The sequence below is a fragment of the Actinomadura napierensis genome (genome assembly GCF_039529375.1).
In the GTDB taxonomy this organism is placed as follows: Bacteria; Actinomycetota; Actinomycetes; order Streptosporangiales; family Streptosporangiaceae; genus Spirillospora; species Spirillospora napierensis.
This window is the reverse complement of the sequence record NZ_BAAAMR010000063.1, coordinates 15,887-37,303: the sequence shown is the minus strand read 5'-3', so window position 1 is coordinate 37,303 and position 21,417 is coordinate 15,887. Positions and strand designations below refer to the sequence as shown.

Below are 21,417 nucleotides of genomic sequence, written 5' to 3'. Positions count from 1 at the left end.
TCCTTCAGTGCGAGCGCAGCCAGTCGGCGACGACCGCCGCGGCCTGCTCGCGTCCCTTGTCGGCCGGGAGTCCGTAGTGGTCGCCGTCCACGTCGTGCCTGGTCACCGGGCCCGCGAGGGACGAGGCGATCAGGTCGGTCTCGGACGGGAAGATGCCGTTGTCGGCGCGGTAGCCGACGACGAGCGCGGGCAGCGCGACGTGCGGGCCGGTGCGCGCGATGTCGGCGCGCGACGACAGGCCCGACCAGGTGGACAGCCACGCCTCGGGCGACACGACGCGCCCGAACCCGACCGCGCCGTAGTTGATGAGGTCGGGGCGGCCGCCCCACAGCGACCCGTAGTCGCGGTCGGACGGGTCGAGCGACAGGTCGACGTACCGGGGGTCGGCGTCGGTGCGGTACACGACGAGGAACTGTGTCGCGATGGACGTCCGGCGATCCGCCGTCGCGCCGGTCTCGGCGTACCGCGCCTTCGCCTCGCGGCGGATGCGGATCAGCTCGCGGGCCTGCGCGTCGAGGCGGGCGACGCGGTCGCGCTGCGCCTGCCGGTACCGCTCGATGAACTCCGGCTCGTAGCGGGTCTCCTCGGGCGGCGGCGCGAACCCGTTGCGCGGGTCGTACATGTCGAGGCCGGGGTCGCAGGACAGCGCGTCGGCGTCGTCGGTGACGGACGGGTCGACGGCCCCCATCAGGAAGTGGCCCTCGCCGACGTGCGCGCCGACGTGGACCAGGGCGTCGGCCAGCGGGAGGTCGAAGTCGCCGAGGCGGAACGGGTCGCCGGCGGCGGTGTCGGTCAGGCGCTCGTCCTCGGGGGCCCCGGCCTGTGCGGCGTAGAACGTCATCAGCGACCCGCCGCCGGAGTTCCCGCACAGGACGACCCGGTCGTAGCGGGCGCGCAGCGCCTTCACGCACTCCGCGACGTCCAGCAGCAGCCGCTCGTGCACCAGCATCGAGTCGTTGTTCAGCCAGCGGCTCGCCCCGCACATCACCGCGTACCCGGCCTCGACCAGGCCCGGGACGAGGTAGTGGTGGAAGAAGTCGCCGCGCGGATGCATGATCAGCACCGCGGTGTCCTCGCCGCCGCGCGCGTACAGCCGCGCCTGCGCCAGGCCCCGGTCGGGCGTCGGGAGCAGCAGCGACTCCGTCTCCGTCCCGGCGGGCGGCTCGCGGTGCCAGTTCGCGACGCCGTAGGCGTTGCCGTATCGGCCGATCCGCTGCTTCGCGCCGCTCACCGCGCCGCTCACCGCGCCGCCCCGGCGCGCTCCTTCGGGCGGTGGACGACGCCCTCGATCTCCGGCTCCGGCTCGACCGCGTCGTCGAACAGCTCGCGCTCGGCGGCCAGCCGCTCCTCCTCGGTGAAGGGCCGCACGTCCAGGCAGAACTCGACCATGATCTTGTTCGGGTCGTGCACGTAGACCGAGCGGCAGAAGCCGTGGTCGACCTCGATCGCGGTGTACCCGTGGTCGAGGATCCGGGCGAGCCTCGCGTCGAGGCCGGCCTCGTCCTCGGCGCGGAACGCGATGTGGTTCGCCCAGGTCGGCAGGCCGAGGCCGCGCGAGATCGCCGGGTCGAAGTCGCCGGGGACGCCGTCCACGTGCAGGTCCCAGACGGCGAAGAACTCCCCGCCGCCGGTGTCGTAGAAGGCGTGCTTGGACCAGCCGCCCTCGGACGCCCGCGCCCGGACGATCTTGACCAGCGTGAAGCCCATCGCGCCGGTGTAGAAGTCGTGCGTCTCGCGCAGCCGGGTGGTGGCGATCGCGATGTGGTGCAGCCCCATGACGCCTCCGCTAAAACCGGATTCAGGTTCGTCGAGTATGAGCTGATTTTAGATTCGGATTCGGTTCTGTCAAGGGTGCGCGGGCGCCCGGTCGCGGCCGTCCGGGCATGCGCGAAGGGCAGGCGGCCGCCCTGGAGCGGCCTGCCTGCCCTTGCGAAAGCGAATCCGGATTCGGTGCGCGGGTCAGAGGATCGGCGGGTGAGCGCGGTCGGCGCGGTCGGCGCGGTCAGCGCGCGGTCCAGCCCCCGTCCACGGGGATCGTCTGGCCCGTGATGTAGGAGCCGGCCTGGCTGGCGAGCAGCAGCAGCGCCCCGTCCAGCTCCTGCGGCTCCCCCGGGCGGCGCATCGGCGTGTTCCGCTGCAGCCACCGCATGCTGCCCTCGTTGGTGAACATCTCCCCGGTCATCTCGCTCGGGAAGAACGCCGGCGCCAGCGCATTCACCCGCACCCCGCGCGACGCCCACTGCACGCCGAGCTCCCGCGTCAGGTTCACGACCGCCGCCTTGGACGCGGTGTAGCTGGCCTGCTTGACCGGCGACGACGCCACCAGCCCGAAGATCGAGGCGATGTTGACGATGCTGCCCGACCCGGCCTCCAGCATCGGCCGCGCCACCAGCTGCGTCAGCGCGAACACCGAGGTCAGGTTGGTGTCGATCACCCGCCGGAAGTCGGCGATGTCCTCGTCCTCGGCGGGCGCCTCCACGCTCGTCCCGGCGTTGTTGACCAGGACGTCCAGGGACCCGCAGCGCTCCAGCGTCGTCTCCACCAGCGCGCGCAGCGACGCGTCGTCGCCGACGTCGCAGCGCACCGGGACGAGCCGGTCGTCGCCGGCGGCGAGTTCCTCCAGCCGCTCCATCCGGCGGGCGGCGAGCACCACGGTCGCACCCGCGTCGGCGAGCACCCGCGCGAACCTCGCGCCGAGCCCGCTGGACGCGCCGGTCACCACCGCGACCTTCCCGTCCAGCGAGAACAGGTCGGCGGCCTGGTGCGCGGCGCTCGCCGGCCGCCCCGACGTGACCGACAGCGGCGCGGCGCCCGCGTCCGGCTCCGGCTCGGCCGCGCCGTACAGCGTCCGGTACCAGACCTCGGCGAGCGCGACGACGGCGCGCTCCTCGTCGAACTCGCCCTCGATCGGGTCGCCCTGCCGGGCCAGCCAGATGTAGCAGAAGTACTCGATCATCCCGGACAGCGCGGACGCGGTCAGCCACGGGTCCAGGTCGCGGGCGGCGCCGTGCCGCTGCGCCTGCCGGATGCCGCGCATCATGCCCTCGATGCCGTACCGGCGCACGGCCGCCCACCGCTCGGCGAACCGGTCGTCCACCATGGACAGCTGGAACACCCCGACGAGCTCGCCCATGTGCTCCTTGTAGAGGTTCCAGTAGGTGCGGACGGCCTCCAGGATGTTGCGGTGCGGCGCGCCGTGCCGGTGCGCCTGCTCGGTGCGCCCGAGCACCTCGCCGGCGAACCGGTCGGCGAGGCCCTCCAGCATGGACTCCTTGCTGTCCCAGTAGTTGTAGAAGGCCGCCGACGAGCGGCCCGCCTCCGCCGCGATGTCGGCGATCTTCGCGTTGAAGAAGCCCTTCTCGGCGATGACCTTGCGGGCCGCGTTCATGAACGCGGCCTCGGTCTCGCTCCCCCTGCGGGTGACCGCCATCTCGCCCTCCCCGTCCGGCCGGCGGCCAGCGTAGCAGCGACCTGAATCCGGATTCACCCGGACAGCGGGCGGGGGCGGTCTGCACCTCCCGAGGGGGGACGACCCCCCACACCCCCCGGCCGACGTCGTCGGGGTCAGTGGAACCGGTCGATCAGCAGCCGGTCGCCCGCGCCCGGTCCGACGCCCCAGACCGACTGCGTGCGGCCGACCTGCGCGAGGTCGTAGACCTGCGGCCAGCCGCCCAGGTCGTTGGCGGGACGCGGCACGTCCGTCCAGGCCGTGCCGTCGAAGTGCCGGTAGTAGGCGGTGCGGCTGTCCTGGAGCCAAATGCCGCCGCGCCCGTCGGACGCGATGTCGCCGAGGAACCCGACGTCCTGGGCGTAGGTGCCGACCTTCGCGGACGGCGACGGCGTCTTGGTCACGGTGAACGCGGTGCCGTCCCAGTGGACGAGGTCCGGGCCGGAGAACAGCGGATCCTGCGGGATCGTGTAGAACCACACGTCCTTCGGCGACAGCGCGACTATCTGCAGCACCCACTGCGGCCAGTTGCCGGGGATGTCCATCTGGGTCCAGCTCGTCCCGTCGTAGTGCCACAGGCCGTCGGCGGACGAGGAGGTCGCGCCGCCGACCCAGACGTCCTTCGGCGTGCGCGCGGCCAGCGCGTCCACGACTCCCCTGTCCGGGAGCGCGAACCCCTTGTCCGTCCAGGCGCCGCCGGTGCGGCGGAAGACGGCGGCGCCGCTGCCGTCGGTGTTGGAACCGATCGACCAGGCCTTGCCCCGGGAGTCGACCGAGACCGCCATCGCCAGTGGCAGCGGGTAGGCGACGGCCTTCCACGCGCGGCCGTTCCAGTGCAGCGACTTCGCGGTGGCATCGCCGCCGCCCTGCCCCACGGCCCACACGTTGGACGGGCCGCCCGACGCGACGTCCACCAGTTCGGGTGCGGTTCCGGCGGGCGCGGCCTGCTGCGTCCAGGCGCCGTGCCGGTAGCTCAGGATCAGCGGGGCGGACGAGGACGACTGCGTGCCGACGGCCCAGGCGTGCGCGCGGTCGGGCGCCGTCACCCCGTAGAGCGCCGGAGCGGTCAGACCGGTGATCTCGGTGGCGGTCCAGGCGCCGGGCGGGGCGTCGGCCAGCGCGGTGCCGGTCATCCCGGCGCCCGCGGCGGTGACGGCGGCGACGGCGAGGGCGAAGGGCGCGGTGCGGCGGGCGACTGCGGTTCTCACGGGACGGTCTCCTCCCCTAGAGGGAACTCGATCATGCCAGCATTCACTGGCGCAATCGAGGTGCGAGGCCGCCGTGGCCGGATCCGGCTACCGTCCGGCAGCCCGCCTCACGGGGTCAGCGACATCCCGGCCAGCACCCGGTGCGCGAGCTCCGCGTCCCCCTTGACCTGCGTCTTCACAGCGTCCGGGCCGCACCGCCCCGCGGTGAGCCGCACGTAGCACTCCCAGTCCATGTCCAGCTCGGCCGTCGCGGCGTCCGGCACGTCGCCGGCGAACGCGCCGCGCCCGCCGTCGTCCACCACCACGGCCACCCGGCGCTCGACCGGCCCGGTGATCCGGAACAGCACCGACTGCCCCGGCTCGGCCCCGGCCTTGCGCGCGACGACGAGCGGCAGCCCCTTGGCGAGGATGTCCCAGAAGCAGGCCGCCGCCGGCGCGTCCAGATTGCCCGGACGGCCCACCGCGCGGCGCACGTCCTGCTCGTGCGTCCAGCAGTCCATCGCGCGGAACTTCACGAACAGCGCGTACGTGCCCTCCTTGCCGTTCGGCAGCATGGTCCGCTTGCCGGGGTCGATGCCCGGCAACTGGGCGAGACGGCGCTCCAGCACGTCCGCCAGCTCGGCGGCGACCTGCGGCCCGGGGACGGACCGCCGCGCGTGCACGCCGGCCTCCAGGAACCGTCCGAAGTCGTTGCGGACGTGGTCGAACTCAGGGACCTCGACCTCGGGAGGCGGGTCGCCGAGCAGCGACGCCTCCACCGAGACCAGGTGGGCGAACTGGTCCTTGACCGTCCATCCCGGGCAGTCGGTCGGGCGGTCCCACTCGGCGGCGCCCAGCGTCGCCGCCAGCGCGAGCGAGGAGCGGACCGTCTGCTCGAACGCGGCGACATCGGCGCGCATCTCGTCGTTCATCCCGGCGTCCTTCATCAGGGGGAGTGAGGCGCCCTCAATGTACCGATCGCTCCCCGACGCGCCCGGGCGCCGTCCCTGCCGATGAGGGACGGCGCCCGGGCCGGGAGGCGGCGCCGCGTCGCCGAACGCGTCGCCGCCCGGGTCCTATGCCGCGTCGATCGTGGTGCGGATGACGGTGGCGTAGGCGGCCTCGCCCGTCACGTTCGGGTGCAACGGCGCGGCGGCGTGCACCGGCACGTAACCCTCCAGCCAGCGCTGGGACGCCGACTGGCACGAGTCGTGGCCGGCGCTCGGCGTGACGAGGTCGATGTAGGTGTCGCCGTGCGCGAGCGTCTGCCGCTTGATGACCGCGTTCATGGCGTTGACGGAGCCCTGCAGGAAGTTCGCGTCGGTGGACAGCACGGGCTGGACGGGCCAGCAGCCGTTCGGCTTGATGTAGAGACCGTAGCCGGTGACGACGATCCGCGCTTGCGGGGACCGCTGCCGGATGCCGTCCAACACGGCCGACAGCTTCGGCTCGAAGTCGGCGGTGCGCTGCGCGACCTGCGCCTCGTACTCGCCCTTGCACGGCGTCGCCGTCGGGTCGAGCGTCGCGCAGTTCTGCGCGACCCCGACCAGCCCGACGTCGTTGCCGCCGATCGTCAGCGTGACCAGGGTCGTGTTCGCGGTCAGCGCGTCGAACTGCGGCGGGACGGTCCCGGTGTCGACGCCCGCGACGCTGGTGTCCTGCGACTGGGTCATGTGCTTGGTGGACGCGCCGCTGCACGTCACGTCCTTCAGGTTCAGGTTCATCGCCGAGGCCAGGTCGTGCGCGTAGTTGCGGGTGGACCGGCCGCACCCGAGGTTGCCGGTGATGTCCGGGATGAGCGGCCCGGACGCCATCGAGTCGCCGAGCGCGACGTACTCCCCCGTGGCCGCGTGCGCGGGCGCGGCGACCGCCAGCGCCGCGCCCATGGTGAGGATCGACCCGACAACGCCGCCGAGCAGACGCTTCATCAGAACTCTCCCTGGCCGTCATGGACGATGTCGTCGTGATCGTCCAGACTTTTGACACGCCGTTCAATTGGTGCGGGGGCAGAGTTTCCCGGGAGCCGTTGTGCCGGAGGACAACAAGGGGCCGCTGAGCACGGACGCGCCGCCCTCACGGGCGGCCGGGCGGGCGTTGCGCATGGGCGGGCGTCCGCTGGCCGCGCATCTGCGGGCCCGGGCGCCGGAGCTGACCCGGCGCGTCCTCGCCCGGCTGCTGGACGAGCTGCCCGTCTACGCCGAGCTGCCGCAGGAGGAGATCGCCGGGGACATCGCCGGGATCGTCCAGCACAGCCTCCGCCAGTTCGCGGACGTGCTGGAGCGCCGCCGCCCCGCCGGCGCGGGGGAGTTCGGCCGGCAGCGCGACTCGGCCGCGCTGCGCGCCGAGGAGGGCGTGCCGCTGGAGGCGATCCTCACCGCATACCGGATCGGCGCGGCGATGGCGTGGGACGAGCTGGCGGCGGGTGCGCTGCCGTCCGACCTGCGGGATCTGCAGGAGGCGCTCGGCTACTTCGTCGACTTCCAGGCGCGGCTGGCCACCGCCGTCAGCGGCTCCTACCTGGAGGTCCGGCAGGTCCTGGACAGCCAGGAGCACGGCGGCCGGCACGCGCTGATGACGGCGCTGCTCGCCGGGGACCCGCTGGAGAGCATCGTCCGCCGGACCGGTCTGCGTCCCGCCGCCCGGTACGCCGTGCTGACGCTCGCGTTCGCCCCGACGCCGGACGAGCGCGGCGCGGGCCAGCGCGCCCGCGTCGCCGCCCGCCGCAAGATCCGCCGCGTCCGGACGGTGCTGGACCGGTTCGCCGGCGAGCCCGCCCTCACCGCGCTGGACGCCTCCGGCGGGACGGCGCTGCTGCCGTTCGCGGCTCCGCCGTCCTGGGACCTGGTGCACGATGTCGTCGCGCAGGCCGGAAAGGCCGCCGACACCCGCGTCACCGCGGCGGCGGAGATCACCGGGCCGTCCGGGATCCCCGCCGCCGTCACCCAGACCGCCGAGATCATCGACCTGGTGCGCGGATCGGGCCGGCCGCCCGGCCTGTACCGGCTCGCCGACGTCCTGCTGGACTACCAGCTCAGCCGGCCGAGCGGCGCGCTGGCCGTGCTGGCCGGGCTGCTGGAGCCGCTCGACCGCAAGCCCGAGCTGCTGCACACGCTGCGCCGCTACCTGGCGGACGACCTGGACCGCCGCGCCACCGCGGCGGCCCTGCACGTCCACCCGAACACGGTCGCCTACCGCGTCCGCCGGATCTGCGAGCTGACCGGCCTCGACCCGGCCCGGCCGGCCGATCTGCAACTGCTCAACGCGGCCCTGGTGGCGCGCCGCTCGCTCGGCTAGGGCCAGCGGGCGTCGAGGACGTCGAACTCGTGCGGCAGCCCGAGCGCGTAGCGGGCCTTGTCGTTGGCCTTGAACAGCGTCCACAGCGGCGACTCGTACAGCTGGTGCACCGCGCAGCGCGACGCGTTCGACCCGGCCGCGTCCAGCAGCGCGTTGACCGCCTGCCGGCCGCCCTGGTTGGCGCCCTCCATCGTGGTGACGTTGATCGGCGTCTTCACCCAGTCACCGGCCAGGAACAGGTTCGGGATCCTCGTCTTGGAGTCCGGCCGCAGCTTCCACGAACCTGGCTGCTGGATGAACAGCGGCGTGTCGTTGGTGACGCCGCTGCCGCTGCGGACGATCGCCGGGTCCAGGAACCACGAGTGCAGCATGTCGTCGGTGAGGACGGTCCCGGTGTCGTTGAGGTGCGCCTTGATCTCGGCCCACGTCTCCGCGGCGATCTCGGCGGGCGTGCATTCGCTCGCCTTCTTCTTGTTGAACGTCCCGGGCGTGAACCAGTCGGAGATGATGGACGACAGGCAGTCCTGCACGGTGCCGTCACCGTAGGTGGAGAAGTCCCGCTTCCAGAACTGCTCCTGGCTGATGGACGTCACCGCCCAGGCGGAGTCGCCGTAATTGACGTGGCCGGGCGCCAGCGGCAGCTTCTTCTTGAGGAAGAACTGCAATCCGGTCATCCAGTCGGTCCGCAGGCTCTTGATCCCGGCGAGCGACGGGTCCGCCTTGAGAATGTCGGCGCTGAGCAGTTTCGCGGTCCGCTCGCACGGCGTCGAGACGATGTACCAGTCGGCCGTCACCGTGCTGGACGTCCCGTTCGACGTCACCCCGGCGCCGGTGATGGCGCCCTGGGAGATCTGCAGCGAGTCGACGTTGCACCCGACGTGGAAGGTGACGCCGAGGTCCTTCAGGTGCGCGATCCACGGGTCGAGCCACATCTCCGACGTCGACCCGTCCAGCACCCGGTCGACCGTCCCTCCGGGCTCGTTGCCCAGGTCGAGGATGCTCCAGACCGTCGCCTCGCCGACCATGGCGATCGAGTGCGTGCTGGCGTCCTTGGACTTGGTCGCGGCCAGGTTGCGGATCGTCCCGTCGGCGATGAACTTGTTGTACTCGTCGGAGAACCAGTCGGCGCGGATGTAGTCCGCCCACGTCAGGTTCTCCCATTGGCCGAGTTTCCGCGCGTCGCAGCTCGTGACGTACACCAGCAGTTTCTGCGCGGCGAACGCCGCCTCGGTGACCGACAGTTTCGCGACCGTCTGCAGCCCCGACTGGATCGTCGCGAGGAAGCTCGCCTTGTCGTAGATGCTGGCGTTCGGCGGCAGCGGGAACGGGAACGGAATGGTGAGGTCGGGCCTGTCCTGCCGGGCCATCATGTAGGCGTCGGCGCGGACGAGGTTGTCCCAGCAGCCTTTCGCGTTTCCCGGGAAGGGCGTCCGGCGCATGTTGTCGGTGAGGTTGAAGTAGAAGCCGGGGAAGAACCGGAACCCGTGCTCGCCGGGGAGGTCGAGGCGGCCGCCCGTCCCGGTGCCGGCCGGGAAGATGCTGCGCGCCTTCCCGCCGAGGGCGGTGCGCTCGTAGACGTCGACCGCGAAGCCGCGGTCCGCCAGTTCGTGCGCCGCGCTCAGTCCGGCGACCCCGCCGCCGAGCACCGCGACCCGCTTGCCGCCCGCGGCCCTTGCGGGACCCGCCCCCATCGCCAGCGCTCCGGCCGTGGCGGCGCCCATCAGCCCGGCGTCGCGCAGGAACCGCCTGCGCGTGGTCTCACCCATGGTGACCTCCTCTGGCGCTCCGGCCTCCCCGGAGCCCGCAGGGCGCCCCGCGCCCCCGACCGGGCGCTGCATAAGTGTTGGGTTACTTGTAACACGCTATTAACGCGCCGCCAATAGCAACTGAACCCTCGCCAACACCTGGCCAGGGACGGCCGCCGCATCCGGCCACACGGGAACCGCGCGACCGCTCAACACGTCACCAGCAACAGGACAGTTCTCCCGATATCTGCCCGAAAGGCCCCTCCCGGTGACGACCGAGATCGGCAAGCTCATCAACACCCAGGTCCCCGCCCGCCCCACCGTTCCCCCGGCCGACCCACCGCCCCCCGGCGGCGGCCACGAACTCCAGGTCTTCCCTGAGGCGATCAAGAAGCTGGCTCCGGACGCCCGGCGAACCGAGGGCGACGTCCGAGCCGCCACGCACAAGATGGTCCCCGAGTCCGAGCAGGCGGCCCGCGGCCTCGGTCCCGAGTGGTCCACCTCAGCGAAGATCACCGAACTCACGACGAGCTGGGAGGCCGCGCTCAACAAGCTCGCGGCGCAGATCGGCGAGGTGGGTCCGAAACTGTCGGCGACCGCCGACAACCACCTGCTCGCGGAGGCGCGGAGCAGACAGGCGGTCCAGGCGGTCACCCGCACGATCACCGCGATGACGGGCGACTGACGAATGGTGTCCTTCGCAGCGCTCCGTGACGCCCGGCTGGACTCGGTGGCCGATGCCGCAGAGGCCTGGAAAACTCTCGGCGCCCGGCTCCAGCATTCGTACACCGCGGTTCGGCAACTGCAGAAGAACGTCCGGATGAATTGGAAGGGGGACGACGCGGAGGCGGCCAACGCACAGATGCAGACGCTGCACGACAAGACGTACGGCGCCTACCTGACGGTCAGCGGAGTCAGCCGCGTCCTGGACGCGGCCCACCAGCGCCTTGTGTCGGCCCAGTCCGTACTCCGCCAGGCCATCGAGAACGCCGGCGCTCTGCACATCAGGGTCGGAGACGACGGCTCGCTGCGATTCCCGCCCACCAACGGTCCCACCACGATCGCCGAGCAGACGCTGATGCAGCAACACGGCAAGGCCATCCAGTCCCGCATGCAATACGCGCTCCAGTCCGCCGCCGATGCCGACAAGAGGATCACCGAAGCACTGGCGACCCTGACACCGGACGTCCTGGAGGTCGGAGCGGCGGGCCTGGATCCGCTCCAGATCGCCTACCGGGCGGTGTGGATGGCCAATCCCCACGATATCGAAGGGCGCCGGTCGCTCGCCGACATCATGAAGCTGTACCAGGTGCAGAAGGATCCCAAGGGGATGACGCAGTATCCGGATGGCTGGCTCGAATGGGTGGCGAAGCGGTTCGGCCATGATCCGCAAAAGGTCACCGCAAGTGAGAAGGAGTTGCTCGACGACCTCTTCTACAAGGAAGGAATGAAGGGGCTGAGCAAGTTCCAGCATGACCGCGACTCCGCTACTGACGGCCCACCGAGATGGCTACCCGAAGGGCGCTACGACGGGCATGGTGATGCTTGGCGGCACGCCTACTGGAACGCCCTCATGACCCGCGACTTCGGCGAGGAGTGGACGAAGAAGTTCGCCATCTCCCACGAGCGCACCTCCACGGACAACCCCGGCCCCCGTGAGGCCATGGACCTGTACAACAACGAGGTCGGACGTCAGATCGCGCTGCGGTACCCCGACGCCACCGACGAGGAACTCGCGGCGCACATCAGGCAGGCCGTCGACGACGGCAAGATGGTCGTCGTCGGTCCCGACGGCCAACTCAACTGGAGCGACCGCGTCCCGAGGAACCAGACGATGCCGGAACGGGCCGTCAACGAACTGCCCGAATACGGGCCCGGACGTCCGCCGTCCGAGGTCGGACGGTGACCATGAGACGGGCGCACTGCCGCCGGACGGCCCTGGCCGCCGTTGCGCTGCTGTGCTGCACCCTGACGGCCTGCGCTCCCCGGCCATGGGAAGAGGCCATCGACGAACGTGCGACCGCCAAGGTGGCCGCGCTTCTCAACCGGACGTCTCAGGCACATCCCGAATTCCCCGGCGTTCTGATGCGAACCGTAACCCCCTTCCCGTGGGACCGTCTGTTCGCCTTCCGTCCGGGCGCCACCGGCCGGGACGTCCGCGCCAGGACGGGATTCACCTTCATGCCCGATCGGAAGGTGCTCGATGAGGACAACTATCTCCTCGTCTTCGCCCGTGGAACGACCTTGGCCAAGGTCGTTCGGCTGGCGTTCAACACGGACCATCCGCTGGACTACGAGGGCGGCAAGGAATACCCGGCGGACTCCTACCTCGTCGACCCCGAGGGGGACGGCATATTGAGGCTGAGAGAGCCCAGCGAGTTCCGGCGTCTTTTTGACACCGCCGCGAGGGATTCCCTCGTCGAGAAGGTCGACGGCCTCGACAACGGAGATCACGTCGCCATCGGCGACCTCGGTTTCTCCTGGGACCATATGCGGGTCATCGAGCCGTCCGATCTGAAGAAGAAGACCGGCATCTCCTACCCGAAAGACGTATACCAGCCATTCGACAACGGCCTCATGGTCTTCACGTCCGAAGGCCGCACGGTCAGGATCGTCGAGATGCGCGATCTGGATTTCCGCAAGGAGGACCGTGTCCCGTGGCATGGCCGTAGTTGGAGTTCGCGGGTTCAGATCGCTCAGGACGACCACGGGAGGCTCGATCTGCGGGAGCCCTGACCGGGGGCCGGCCGCACCGGGGAAGGTGCGGCCGGCCGGTGGGTCAGGTGGCCTGGGCGGCCACGCCGGGTGGGACTTCGGCGTACGAGTCGAACTGCATGGTGTACACCGCGCGGCCCGAGGTGGCGCCGCGGAGGTGGCCGACGTAGCCGAACATCTCCGCGAGCGGGACCAGGGCGCGGACGACCTCGGCGCCGCCCTGCGGACGCGTGTCCTCGACCCGGCCGCGGCGGGCGTTGAGGTCGCCGATGACCGCGCCCATGTGCTCGGCGGGCGTGGTGACCTCGACGGCCATCACGGGTTCGAGCAGCGCGGGCGACCCGCGGCGGACCGCCTCCTTGAAGGCCAGCGAGCCGGCGATCTTGAAGGCGAGCTCGGACGAGTCGACCGGGTGGTGGTCGCCGTCCAGCAGGGTGACGCGCACGCCCGTCATCTCGTGGCCGGCCAGCGGGCCGGTCCGCATGGCCTCCTGGCAGCCGGCGTCCACGGACGGCACGAAATGCCGCGGGACGCGGCCGCCGGTCACCTCGTTGACGAACTCATAATGCTCCTCGATCGGCTCGATGGAGATCTGGACCTTCGCGAACTGCCCCTTGCCGCCATTCTGTTTCCGGTAGGTCACCTCGACCTTCGAGGCGGCCCGGCGAATGGTCTCCCGGTAGGCGACGCGGGGCCGGCCGACATTGGCGTCGACCCCGTGGTCGTCCTTCATGCGGGCGGTGAGGACCTCCAGGTGGAGCTCCCCCATCCCGCCGATGACGGTCTGGCCGGTCTCCGGATCGGCGTGCACCTGGAAGGACGGGTCCTCCTCGGCGAGACGCTGGATCGCGGCGGCCAGTTTCTCCTGGTCGCCCTTGGAGCGCGGTTCGATCGCGACCTCGATGACCGGGGACGGGAAGTCCATGGACTCGAGGACGACGGGGTGCGCGGGGTCGCAGAGCGTCTCGCCGGTCGTGGTCTGCTTGAGGCCCATGACCGCGACGATGTCGCCCGCGCCCGCCGACGCGATCTCCTCGCGGCTGTTCGCGTGGACGCGGTAGATCTTGCCGATCCGCTCCTTTCCGTTCTTGACGCTGTTCAGCACCGGGGCGCCGGTCTCCAGGCGGCCGGAGTAGATCCGGACGAAGGTGAGCCGGCCGAGGTGCCGGTCGGTCATGATCTTGAAGGCGAGGGCGGACAGCGGTTCGCGGTCGGACGCGGCGCGCGGTCCGCCCGCGTCCAGCGGCGAGGGCAGGTACCGCGCGATCGCGTCCAGCAGCGGCTGGACGCCCTTGTTCTTGTAGGCGCTGCCGCACAGCACCGGGGTCGCGGCGGACGCGACGGTGAGCCGGCGGATCGCCTCGTGCAGCCGCTCGGCCGGCGGCTCGGCGCCGTCCACGTACAGCTGCATGATCGCCTCGTCGTGCTCGGCGAGCGTCTCGACGAGCCGGGCCCGCCCCTGCCGCGCCTCGGCCGCGAGGCCGGGCGGGACGGGCCGGACGTCCGGTTCGCCGCCGTCCGTCCAGACGAGCGCGCGCTCCTCGACCAGATCGACGACGCCGGTGAAGCCGGATTCGGCGCCGATCGGCAGCTGCAGGACGAGCGGGACCGCGCCGAGCCGGCCGGCGATCATGTCGACGCAGCGGCCGAGGTCGGCGCCCGCGCGGTCGAGCTTGTTGACGAAGCAGACGCGCGGGACGCCGTACCGGTCGGCCTGGCGCCACACGGTCTCCGACTGCGGCTCGACGCCGGCGACGCCGTCGAACACGGCGACGGCGCCGTCGAGCACGCGCAGGCAGCGTTCGACCTCGATGGTGAAGTCGACGTGGCCCGGCGTGTCGATCAGGTTGATCGTGTGCCCGCGCCAATGGCAGGTCGTCGCGGCGGAGGTGATGGTGATTCCGCGTTTGCGTTCCTGGTCCGTCCAGTCGAGGGCGGTATTGCCGTCGTGCACTTCTCCGATGCGGTGCGAGACGCCGGTGAAGTAGAGAATGCGTTCGGCGGTGGTGGTCTTGCCGGCGTCGATGTGCGCCATGATCCCGATGTTGCGAACGGTCGTCAGGTCAAGGAAGGTCGCGGTCATCGGGAATCACTCCTTTTCTGGCTCTCGCCGGCGTGGCCGCGGGACGGTTCCGCGGCCACGCGACGATAACCGGCGGCCCGGAATCGGCGCCAAGGGTTTTCCGGTTCCGGGACCGCCGCGGAGTGTTTCAGCGTGAGGGATTCAGCGGGAGGGATTCAGCAGACCGGCGTCGACCACGGCGCGGCCGAAGGGACGGGCCAGTTCGGCGAGGCGTTCGCAGCCGGCCTCGCCGAGGACGGTGTAGGCGGGGAGGGCGAGTTCGTCAGTGCGGTCCTCGATGCGCTGCCGGAACGCCTTTCCCTCGGTGGTCAGCTCGTCGCCTTCGAGCAGGCCGCGGGCGCGGAGCGCGTCCTCGGCGGCGGCCCATTCGTCGGCGGGCCAGGCACGGGTGGCCTTGAGGAAGGGCGTCGGGACGGTCCCGGTGCCGGCGTGCAGGACGAGGGCTTCCAGCGGGGCAACGCCCGCGTCGGTCAGCGCGGCCACGTGCCCGTCGCCGCGGAACTCGCGCAGCAGCGTCTGGGCGTGCCAGAGCCGTTCGATCGGCTCGTCCGGCCAGGGAAGCGCGGCGTGCGCGGCGAACAGGGGCCGGCCGTGCAGGTGCTCGCAGGCGGCCTCGGCGGCGCGGGTGGCGAGGCCGAGGGTCTCTTCGAGGCCATCGACCCGGTCGACGCGGCCGCGGCGCAGCGCGGCGCCGGCCGCCTCCAGCCGCGCGGCGAGCAGCCGTTCCGGCGTGGTCCTGTCCCAGGCGGCGGGCAGGTGGCGGCGGACGAGCCGGGGGTCGAAGTTGTAGAACGTGGCGATCACCAGTTCGGCGGACGCCCGGCCGAAGGCGGCGGCGCGGGAGGCGAAGTAGCCGGCCGCCGCGTCCAGTCCGAGCGCGGCGTAGCGCTCGGGTGCCTCCGGCACGAAGTAGATCATGCCGTGCACCGGCTCCAGCCGGCGCCATGCCTCGCGCGCTGCCCGCATCGTCCGCTCCTCCGTTACCGACCAGTAGGTATCCGAACGTAATTCGGTCCTGGCCCACCCGTCAATCCCCCGCAAGCCGGACGGCCCAGGTAGATCGTTGGCCAAAGTTCGCACCGGCAGCACCAACGGTTCACCCCCGCCGCGCCATGATCATCGAGCTGTCCTCCAGAGAAGGGTGTGACCGGGGATGAGAAAGTGGACGGCCGCGATCGCGGCGGGGGGCGCGCTGGCCGTGCTCGGGGGAACGCTTCCGGCGGGCGCCGCGCCGACGCCCCCGGCGGGGGACGGCGCCGGCTCGGGCGAGCGGCCCACCGCACGCGCGATGGCACCGCGTTCGACGGCGGTCGCGGGGCTGCGCTACACGTCCGCCGCGCGGCTCTCGCCCGGCGTCGTGGCGCGCACGTTCGAGACGACCGGGATCGGGGGCAAGGCGGTCGGCGACCTGCTCGACGTCGACCTGCGCGCCCCGCACGTACGGGTCGGCCTCCTGCACCCGAGCGCGATCGCCCAGCGCGCGACCGTGTCGGACATGGCCAACGCCCAGCACGCGGTCGCGGGCATCAACGGCGACTTCTTCAACATCAGCGAGACGCACGCCGGGGTCCAGCCGACCGGGTCGTCGTCCGGGCCGGAGGTGGACGGCGGCCGGGCGCTGAAGGCGGCGGTGCCGGACGGGCAGCGGTTCGGGCCGGCGCTGCCGCCCGGAACGTCCGCCCGCGACGTCATCGGGGTCGGCCCCGACCGGCGCGGGCACGTCGCGAGCCTGCGGTTGGCCGGGACGGTCCGGTCCCGGCTGGGGACGCTCAAGCTGCGCGGGCTGAACCAGTACGCGGTGCCGGTCGGCGGCGTCGGCGCGTTCACCGCCGAGTGGGGCACGGTGTCGCGGCAGCGCGCGGTGTGCGGGACGGACGAGGTCCGCACCGCCCCGTGCAGCACCGACACGGCGGAGGTGGCGGTGCGGCGCGGCGTCGTCACGAGCGTGTCGGACGCGGTGGGCGGCGGCGCGATCCCCGCGGGCACGACGGTCCTCGTCGGCCGCGACAAGGGCGCGGACGCGCTGCGGAGGCTGCGCAAGGGCGACCGGGTGAACGTCCGCTACCGGCTGGCCGGCAGGACGCGGTTCCGGTTCGCGATCGGCGGCTTCCCGATCCTGCGCGGGGGCTCGCCGCTGGACGGCCTGGACGCGGCGGGCCCCGCGCCGCGCACCGCCGCCGGGGTGAGCCGCGACGGCCGCCACTTCTACCTGGCCGTGGTGGACGGCCGGTCGGAGACGAGCGGCGGGCTCACGGTCGCGGAGCTGGCGTCGCTGCTCGCGCGGGCCGGCGCGTCCGACGGGGTGAACCTGGACGGCGGCGGCTCGTCCGCGTTCGTCGCGCGCGGGCCCGGCGAACCGGCGGCGACCGTGCGGAACGTCCCGTCGGACGGGAGCGAGCGCGCCGTGGCGAACGGCATCGGCGTCTTCTCCTGACGCACCGTGGAGCCGCCGCTCACCGGAGCCGCGGCTCACCGGGGCGGGCGCGGGCACAGGTCGTCCAGCACGAGGCGGCTGAGCCGCAGGACCTCCTTGTGCGGGTCCCAGAGGCCCGGCGCGTCCGTGCCCGGCCCGTGGTGGGGGCGTTCCAGCTGCGCCTGCAGGCGTTCGGCGTCCGCCATCTCCGGCTCGCCGGGCGCCTCGGGCAGCGGCCGGACGAGCCCCGCGAGCGTGCCGAGCATGCGCGCGTAGTCGTGCCGGAACGCCTCGGAGAGCCGCAGCTCCGGCGTCTCGGCGCCCATCGCCTCGTCGTAGGTGGCGGCGATCGACCGCAGGTACGTCGTGGCCTGCTCCAGGGTGTTCATCAGGCGGGTCGCGGGCCAGCGCTCCGGCTCGTCCCGCCACCGCAGCTTGTAGCCGCGCAGCTTCGCGCGCGGGTTGGCGCGCATGCTGTCGCGGCCCTGCTCGTAGGCGTGCCGCGCCTGCTCCTGGACGCCGCGCAGCCGCTCGTCCGCCTCGTCCCAGCCCGCGCGGCCGTCCTCGGGGTCGGTGACGGCGCCGGCGAGCGCGTCCATCGCCTCCGCGAGGGCGTCCCGCAGCTGGTCCGCGGCGTACTCGGCGCGGCGCAGGTAGAGCGGCGGGAACACCAGCGCGTTGACGGCGAGGCCCACGGCGAGGCCGACCGCGACGTCCGCGAGCCGCGGCAGCGTGTACTCCACGGCCTGGCGGCCGCCGAGCAGCAGGGCGAACAGCGCGGTGAAGGCGACCTGCGACGCCTGCCCGCCGAGCCGCCGCCACCCGGACGCCATCATGGCGAAGACGAGCACGACCGCGATGCCGAGCGCGTTGGGGCCGATCCAGATGCCGACTGGTATCGCCAGTGCGGCGCCGATGACGAATCCGGCGGCGTAGGCGAGGCTCTCCCGGACGGACCGGACGACCGACGGGTACACCCCGAGCAGCGCGGCGAGCGGCGCGAAGTAGGGCTCGGAGTGCCCGACGAGGTACCGCGCGACCACCCAGGCGATGACCGCCGCAACGACCGCCTTCGCGGTGAGCTTCAGCCGCTCCTGCCAGTACCGCCATCCGGCCCAGGGCAGGAGGTACCGGCGCATTCCGGTGATCCGCACCGCTGTCCGATTCCCGATGATCGCCGGTCGAATCGCTGCCCGCCGCCACCGGCCGGTGGCGCCCACGACCTGTCCGCCGAGCTGACGCGGTCCGACCGCCGCGTGGTGTCCGACGCGGGGATGCGCAGGATGCTGCGGGAGACGTTCGCCGAGGCGTTCCGCACGTCCGCGGACGGCTGGATCGACGACCTGCTCGCCTTCTGCGCCCCGTGGGGGTCCGAACTCGACGGACCCACGACCGCGCTGGTGCGCTGGGAGACCCGCGCGTTGCTCGCGCCGTTCGCCGGGCCTTCAGGACTTCCGGCCGGGTGTCGAGGAGCCGACCGCCCGCTCCATGAAGGCCTGGATGCCCACCGCCGGCGAGGTCAGTGACGGAGTTCGGCGAGGATCTGGACGGAGTGGTCGTCGGCGAAGACGTAGGTGATGACCGACCACGGTGAGGCCTCGTTGCGGACGGCCTCGAAGCTCCAGTTGGTAGGTTCCCTGCCTGGGTCCTTGATCTCGTATCCGGCGGCCTTCACCTTCGCCATGGCGTTCTCGTAAGAGCCCCTCTGATCGGTGACCGTCATGTTGATGGTGTACGTCAGGCAGCCTTCGGCGGACTCGATCTTGTTCTTCAGCGTCGCGCCGTCCGGCAGCGGGATCTTGTCGGTCGGGCACTGGGAACCGCTCTTGGACGGGGCGGGCAGGGTGGTGGCACCGGTCGTCGCTTTGCCGGTGGATCCGCCGGCCTTCGCGTCGTCCGAGTTGCAGGACGAGGTGGCCATGACCAGCGCGGCGGCGCCGAGGGCTAGGGCGAGACGGAGACGCGGCATGCGGCCAAGTTAGGGGCGCCGCAGGTGACGCGGTACCGGGAAAACACCGGCCTTCCTCACTGCTGCCCATCACCCGAGACACCTGCCCGGACGCCCTCGAACTCCAGTGGACGAGCGGCTCCGGAGCCTCGGTCCCACGATCCATCACCGGCGCCGCCGAGACGGGCACGCCGGCGTGCGCGGTGCCGGACCGCGCGTGACGCGCGGTCCGCGGTCTACGGCGGGCCGGGCGGGGAGCCGAGGGAGAGGCCGGGGCCGTCGATGACCCTGGGGGTGATGATCGCGAGCCGGGCGCCGGTGGGGTCGGTCATCATCGCGTACCGGCCGGGCTGGATGTCGGCGGGCTGGATGCGGACGTTCCCGCCGAGCTCGGTGGCCCGGGCCGCGGCGGCGTCGCAGTCCTCGACCCAGAAGTACGGGATCCAGTGCGGCGGGTAGTGCGGCGGCCACCGGTCGTCCATGGAGACCATGCCGCCGACGGACCAGTCACCGATCTTCCAGTTGGTGTAGACGGAGCCGTAGTAGTCGCGGTCGACCGCCTTCCAGCCGAACACCCCGCCGTAGAAGCGCCGGGCCTCCTGGACGTCGCGGCAGGCGAGCTCCGCCCAGCACATCGCGAACGGCTTGTTGACGATGCCGAACTCGATGGCGTTGCCGGGCGTGGCGACCCCGAAGTCGACGCCCTCCGGGTCCATGCAGAGCGCCATGGACCCGATCCCGGCGTAGTTGGTCGGCGGGATGAGCTCCTGCCCGCCCAGGGCTCGGACGGTGTCGACCGTCTCCTGGAGGTCCTCCACCTTGAAGTAGCAGGTCCAGGAGGGCGGCTGGGCGTCGTCGGCGAGCGACTGCATCCCCGCCACCTCCGGCCCCTGGACGTCCCCGAGCGTGAACATCGTGTAGTCGCCGTAGTCGGGGACGTTGAGGGTGTAGGAGTACCAGCCGAACAGTTCGCAGTAGAACGTCCGGGCCTCGTCCGGGCGGGGGCTGGCGAGGTCGATCCAGCCCGGCCAGCCCGGCTCCGGCCTCACCGGCTCCGGCGTCATCGGCTCCTGCGTCATCGGGCCTCCCTGGGGCCGTCGTCGCGTGCCGGGGTGATCACGGCCAGCCGGGCGCCGGCCGGATCGGCGAGCACCGAGTACCGGCCCGGCTCGATGTCGGTGGGCTGGAGCAGGACGCGGCCTCCGAGCTCGGCGGTCCTGGCGGCGGTCGCGTCGCAGTCCTCGACCCAGAAGTACGGGATCCAGTGCGGCTCGGCCTCGTAGGCGTACCGGCTCAGCTGCTCGATGGAGACCATGCCGCCGACGGACCAGTCGCCGACCTTGAAGTTGGTGTACGGGGTGTAGTAGTCGCGCTCGACGGTCTGCCAGCCGAAGACCTTGCCGTAGAAGCGGCGCGCCTCCTCGGTGTCCCGGCACGCCAGCTCCACCCAGCACATCGCGGAGGGCTCGTCGACGACGCCGGCCCCCTTCAGGTTCCCGGGCACCCACAGCGCGAAGTCGGCGCCCTCGGTGTCGGTGCACAGCGCCATCTGCCCGAGGTCGGAGACGTCCGTCGGGGGCACCAGTTCCCGCCCGCCCGCGGCCTTGATCGTGTCGAGGGTGGCGTCGATGTCGTCGGTGCGGAAGTAGCAGGTCCAGGACGGCGGCTGGGCGTCGTCGGCGAGCGACTGCATCCCCGCCACCTCCGGCCCCTGGACGTCGCCGAGGGTGAAGACGTCGTAGTCGCCGAGCTCGGGGACCGTGAGCGTGTAGACGTACCAGCCGAACAGGCGGCAGTAGAACTCCCCCGACGCCTTGACGTCGGGGCTCGCCAGCTCGGCCCAGGAGGGGCGGCCGGCGGCGTGTCCGGTCACTTCGGGCATGGTCCCGCCTTCGGAGCGCGCATGAACACCACGTTATGGGCGGATGTGCCATCACGGCGGGCGCGGCGATGCCGGAATACCCCAAAGACCAGCCAAAACTTGACCAAAGCGGGCGAGCCTAGACGCTCACCACTTCCTGCAGCAGACCCCATACGAAGTGGGCCACATAGGACGATCCGTCGGGGGTGGAGAAGCCGACATGCCAGCGGCTCGGCGCGTCGCCGTCCTGGTGCGCGAGGCCGTCCCACCGCGCGGCCAGGTCGCCGACCACGCACGTCCACGGGACGAGGTCGTCGACGGTGCGCAGCTCCGGCACGGGCGCGTCCTCCGGGCGGACGAGCCACTCCTGCGCGACCGACCCGTCCGGCGCCATCATGATCTCGAACCGCAGGCCGGGCCACAGCGGGAACGGCGGCCAGGAGGCCACCTCGCACACGACGTCGCCGACGCGGCGCTCCCCCGCGTCGGCGGGGCCGAGGACCGCCTCGTAGCGGCGCCGGCCGCGCGGGAACGTCCGGGACCGCAGGATCCGCTGCCAGCGGGCGTTGACCTCGCGCATCTCGGTGCGGGAGGCGTTCAGGGCGCGCACCGCGTCCTCGACGAGACCGGGCTGGTAGTCCGCCATGCGGCGCAGCAGCACGAGCTGGAACTCGCGCCGCGCCAACCCCTTCACGCGGCCACGCTACCGCCCGCGCGTCCCGC

The 21,417-nt window shown here is 72.0% G+C and carries 20 protein-coding genes; 6 read left to right on the top strand and 14 right to left on the bottom strand.

Annotated elements, in window-relative coordinates:
- Positions 1-4 precede the first annotated feature (4 nt).
- The 6 genes from ABD296_RS30275 to ABD296_RS30250 form a co-directional block, all read right to left on the bottom strand.
- On the bottom strand, positions 5-1,231 hold the full coding sequence (locus ABD296_RS30275; RefSeq protein ID WP_344274706.1) for an alpha/beta fold hydrolase: 1,227 nt from the start codon (positions 1,229-1,231) through the stop codon (positions 5-7).
- 8 nt (positions 1,232-1,239) lie between these two features.
- Positions 1,240-1,776: a VOC family protein gene (locus ABD296_RS30270; RefSeq protein WP_344274703.1), complete on the bottom strand. Its 537-nt coding sequence runs from the start codon at positions 1,774-1,776 to the stop codon at positions 1,240-1,242.
- A 226-nt stretch (positions 1,777-2,002) separates the two neighbouring features.
- On the bottom strand, positions 2,003-3,430 hold the full coding sequence (locus ABD296_RS30265; RefSeq protein ID WP_344274700.1) for an SDR family oxidoreductase: 1,428 nt from the start codon (positions 3,428-3,430) through the stop codon (positions 2,003-2,005).
- 134 nt (positions 3,431-3,564) lie between these two features.
- Positions 3,565-4,656: a hypothetical protein gene (locus ABD296_RS30260; protein ID WP_344274697.1), complete on the bottom strand. Its 1,092-nt coding sequence runs from the start codon at positions 4,654-4,656 to the stop codon at positions 3,565-3,567.
- 107 nt (positions 4,657-4,763) lie between these two features.
- The gene (locus tag ABD296_RS30255; protein ID WP_344274694.1) at positions 4,764-5,567 is read right to left on the bottom strand and encodes a maleylpyruvate isomerase family mycothiol-dependent enzyme; all 804 of its coding nucleotides are present in this window, start codon (positions 5,565-5,567) and stop codon (positions 4,764-4,766) included.
- A 144-nt stretch (positions 5,568-5,711) separates the two neighbouring features.
- The gene (locus ABD296_RS30250) at positions 5,712-6,563 is read right to left on the bottom strand and encodes an SGNH/GDSL hydrolase family protein (protein WP_344274691.1); all 852 of its coding nucleotides are present in this window, start codon (positions 6,561-6,563) and stop codon (positions 5,712-5,714) included.
- A gap of 100 nt (positions 6,564-6,663) precedes the next feature.
- On the opposite strand from ABD296_RS30250, the gene ABD296_RS30245 reads away from it, so the two are divergent.
- The gene (locus ABD296_RS30245) at positions 6,664-7,929 is read left to right on the top strand and encodes a PucR family transcriptional regulator (protein ID WP_344274688.1); all 1,266 of its coding nucleotides are present in this window, start codon (positions 6,664-6,666) and stop codon (positions 7,927-7,929) included.
- On the opposite strand, the gene ABD296_RS30240 is transcribed toward ABD296_RS30245, so the two are convergent.
- Complete coding sequence (locus ABD296_RS30240; RefSeq protein WP_344274685.1) at positions 7,926-9,695, bottom strand: hydroxysqualene dehydroxylase; 1,770 nt, start codon at positions 9,693-9,695, stop codon at positions 7,926-7,928. The genes ABD296_RS30245 and ABD296_RS30240 overlap by 4 nt on opposite strands.
- Before the next feature lie 247 nt (positions 9,696-9,942).
- Here ABD296_RS30240 and ABD296_RS30235 point away from each other — a divergent pair, with 247 nt between their 5' ends.
- The 3 genes from ABD296_RS30235 to ABD296_RS30225 all read left to right on the top strand — a co-directional run bounded on the left by ABD296_RS30235 (position 9,943) and on the right by ABD296_RS30225 (position 12,410).
- Positions 9,943-10,359 carry a hypothetical protein gene (locus ABD296_RS30235; protein ID WP_344274682.1) on the top strand — a complete coding sequence of 139 codons (417 nt, stop codon included), beginning with the start codon at positions 9,943-9,945 and terminating at the stop codon, positions 10,357-10,359.
- Between the two features lie 135 nt (positions 10,360-10,494).
- A complete protein-coding gene (locus ABD296_RS30230; RefSeq protein ID WP_344274679.1) occupies positions 10,495-11,580 on the top strand; it encodes a DUF6973 domain-containing protein in 1,086 nt (361 codons plus the stop codon).
- Positions 11,577-12,410 carry a hypothetical protein gene (locus tag ABD296_RS30225; protein WP_344274676.1) on the top strand — a complete coding sequence of 278 codons (834 nt, stop codon included), beginning with the start codon at positions 11,577-11,579 and terminating at the stop codon, positions 12,408-12,410. Before ABD296_RS30230 ends, ABD296_RS30225 begins: the two co-directional genes overlap by 4 nt.
- Positions 12,411-12,453: 43 nt before the next feature.
- Here ABD296_RS30225 and fusA read toward each other — a convergent pair whose 3' ends face one another.
- Positions 12,454-14,472 carry an elongation factor G gene (gene fusA, locus ABD296_RS30220; RefSeq protein WP_344274673.1) on the bottom strand — a complete coding sequence of 673 codons (2,019 nt, stop codon included), beginning with the start codon at positions 14,470-14,472 and terminating at the stop codon, positions 12,454-12,456.
- A gap of 141 nt (positions 14,473-14,613) precedes the next feature.
- A complete protein-coding gene (locus tag ABD296_RS30215; RefSeq protein ID WP_344274669.1) occupies positions 14,614-15,438 on the bottom strand; it encodes an SCO6745 family protein in 825 nt (274 codons plus the stop codon).
- A 187-nt stretch (positions 15,439-15,625) separates the two neighbouring features.
- Here ABD296_RS30215 and ABD296_RS30210 point away from each other — a divergent pair, with 187 nt between their 5' ends.
- Positions 15,626-16,906 carry a phosphodiester glycosidase family protein gene (locus ABD296_RS30210; protein WP_344274666.1) on the top strand — a complete coding sequence of 427 codons (1,281 nt, stop codon included), beginning with the start codon at positions 15,626-15,628 and terminating at the stop codon, positions 16,904-16,906.
- A 35-nt stretch (positions 16,907-16,941) separates the two neighbouring features.
- Here the strand turns inward: ABD296_RS30210 and ABD296_RS30205 are convergent, their stop codons facing one another.
- Positions 16,942-18,024, bottom strand: coding sequence for an FUSC family protein (locus ABD296_RS30205; protein WP_344274663.1), 1,083 nt, complete (start codon positions 18,022-18,024; stop codon positions 16,942-16,944).
- A gap of 117 nt (positions 18,025-18,141) precedes the next feature.
- Between ABD296_RS30205 and ABD296_RS30200 the strand changes: the two genes are divergently transcribed.
- Positions 18,142-18,411 (top strand): hypothetical protein, encoded by a 270-nt coding sequence (locus tag ABD296_RS30200; protein WP_344274659.1) that lies wholly within the window; start codon positions 18,142-18,144, stop codon positions 18,409-18,411.
- Here the strand turns inward: ABD296_RS30200 and ABD296_RS30195 are convergent.
- From ABD296_RS30195 to ABD296_RS30180, 4 genes are all read right to left on the bottom strand, one after another.
- Positions 18,405-18,854, bottom strand: coding sequence for a hypothetical protein (locus ABD296_RS30195; RefSeq protein ID WP_344274656.1), 450 nt, complete (start codon positions 18,852-18,854; stop codon positions 18,405-18,407). The two genes, ABD296_RS30200 and ABD296_RS30195, sit on opposite strands and share 7 nt — an antisense overlap.
- Positions 18,855-19,069: 215 nt before the next feature.
- Positions 19,070-19,912, bottom strand: coding sequence for a VOC family protein (locus ABD296_RS30190; protein WP_344274652.1), 843 nt, complete (start codon positions 19,910-19,912; stop codon positions 19,070-19,072).
- Positions 19,909-20,715 carry a VOC family protein gene (locus tag ABD296_RS30185; protein WP_344274649.1) on the bottom strand — a complete coding sequence of 269 codons (807 nt, stop codon included), beginning with the start codon at positions 20,713-20,715 and terminating at the stop codon, positions 19,909-19,911. Before ABD296_RS30185 ends, ABD296_RS30190 begins: the two co-directional genes overlap by 4 nt.
- 118 nt (positions 20,716-20,833) lie before the next feature.
- Positions 20,834-21,388 carry a hypothetical protein gene (locus ABD296_RS30180; RefSeq protein ID WP_344274646.1) on the bottom strand — a complete coding sequence of 185 codons (555 nt, stop codon included), beginning with the start codon at positions 21,386-21,388 and terminating at the stop codon, positions 20,834-20,836.
- Between the last annotated feature and the right edge of the window lie 29 nt (positions 21,389-21,417).

What these genes read in the sequence shown, in the direction of transcription:
- ABD296_RS30190 (WP_344274652.1), bottom strand. Translation starts at nt 19,912, where the DNA reads ATGACGCAGGAGCCGATGACGCCGGAGCCGGTGAGGCCGGAGCCGGGC.
- ABD296_RS30215 (WP_344274669.1), bottom strand. Translation starts at nt 15,438, where the DNA reads ATGCGGGCAGCGCGCGAGGCATGGCGCCGGCTGGAGCCGGTGCACGGC.
- ABD296_RS30265 (WP_344274700.1), bottom strand. Translation starts at nt 3,430, where the DNA reads ATGGCGGTCACCCGCAGGGGGAGCGAGACCGAGGCCGCGTTCATGAAC.
- ABD296_RS30255 (WP_344274694.1), bottom strand. Translation starts at nt 5,567, where the DNA reads ATGAACGACGAGATGCGCGCCGATGTCGCCGCGTTCGAGCAGACGGTC.
- ABD296_RS30185 (WP_344274649.1), bottom strand. Translation starts at nt 20,715, where the DNA reads ATGCCCGAAGTGACCGGACACGCCGCCGGCCGCCCCTCCTGGGCCGAG.
- ABD296_RS30270 (WP_344274703.1), bottom strand. Translation starts at nt 1,776, where the DNA reads ATGGGGCTGCACCACATCGCGATCGCCACCACCCGGCTGCGCGAGACG.
- ABD296_RS30250 (WP_344274691.1), bottom strand. Translation starts at nt 6,563, where the DNA reads ATGAAGCGTCTGCTCGGCGGCGTTGTCGGGTCGATCCTCACCATGGGC.
- ABD296_RS30195 (WP_344274656.1), bottom strand. Translation starts at nt 18,854, where the DNA reads ATGCCGCGTCTCCGTCTCGCCCTAGCCCTCGGCGCCGCCGCGCTGGTC.
- ABD296_RS30210 (WP_344274666.1), top strand. Translation starts at nt 15,626, where the DNA reads ATGAGAAAGTGGACGGCCGCGATCGCGGCGGGGGGCGCGCTGGCCGTG.
- ABD296_RS30205 (WP_344274663.1), bottom strand. Translation starts at nt 18,024, where the DNA reads ATGCGCCGGTACCTCCTGCCCTGGGCCGGATGGCGGTACTGGCAGGAG.
- fusA (WP_344274673.1), bottom strand. Translation starts at nt 14,472, where the DNA reads ATGACCGCGACCTTCCTTGACCTGACGACCGTTCGCAACATCGGGATC.
- ABD296_RS30240 (WP_344274685.1), bottom strand. Translation starts at nt 9,695, where the DNA reads ATGGGTGAGACCACGCGCAGGCGGTTCCTGCGCGACGCCGGGCTGATG.
- ABD296_RS30230 (WP_344274679.1), top strand. Translation starts at nt 10,495, where the DNA reads ATGAATTGGAAGGGGGACGACGCGGAGGCGGCCAACGCACAGATGCAG.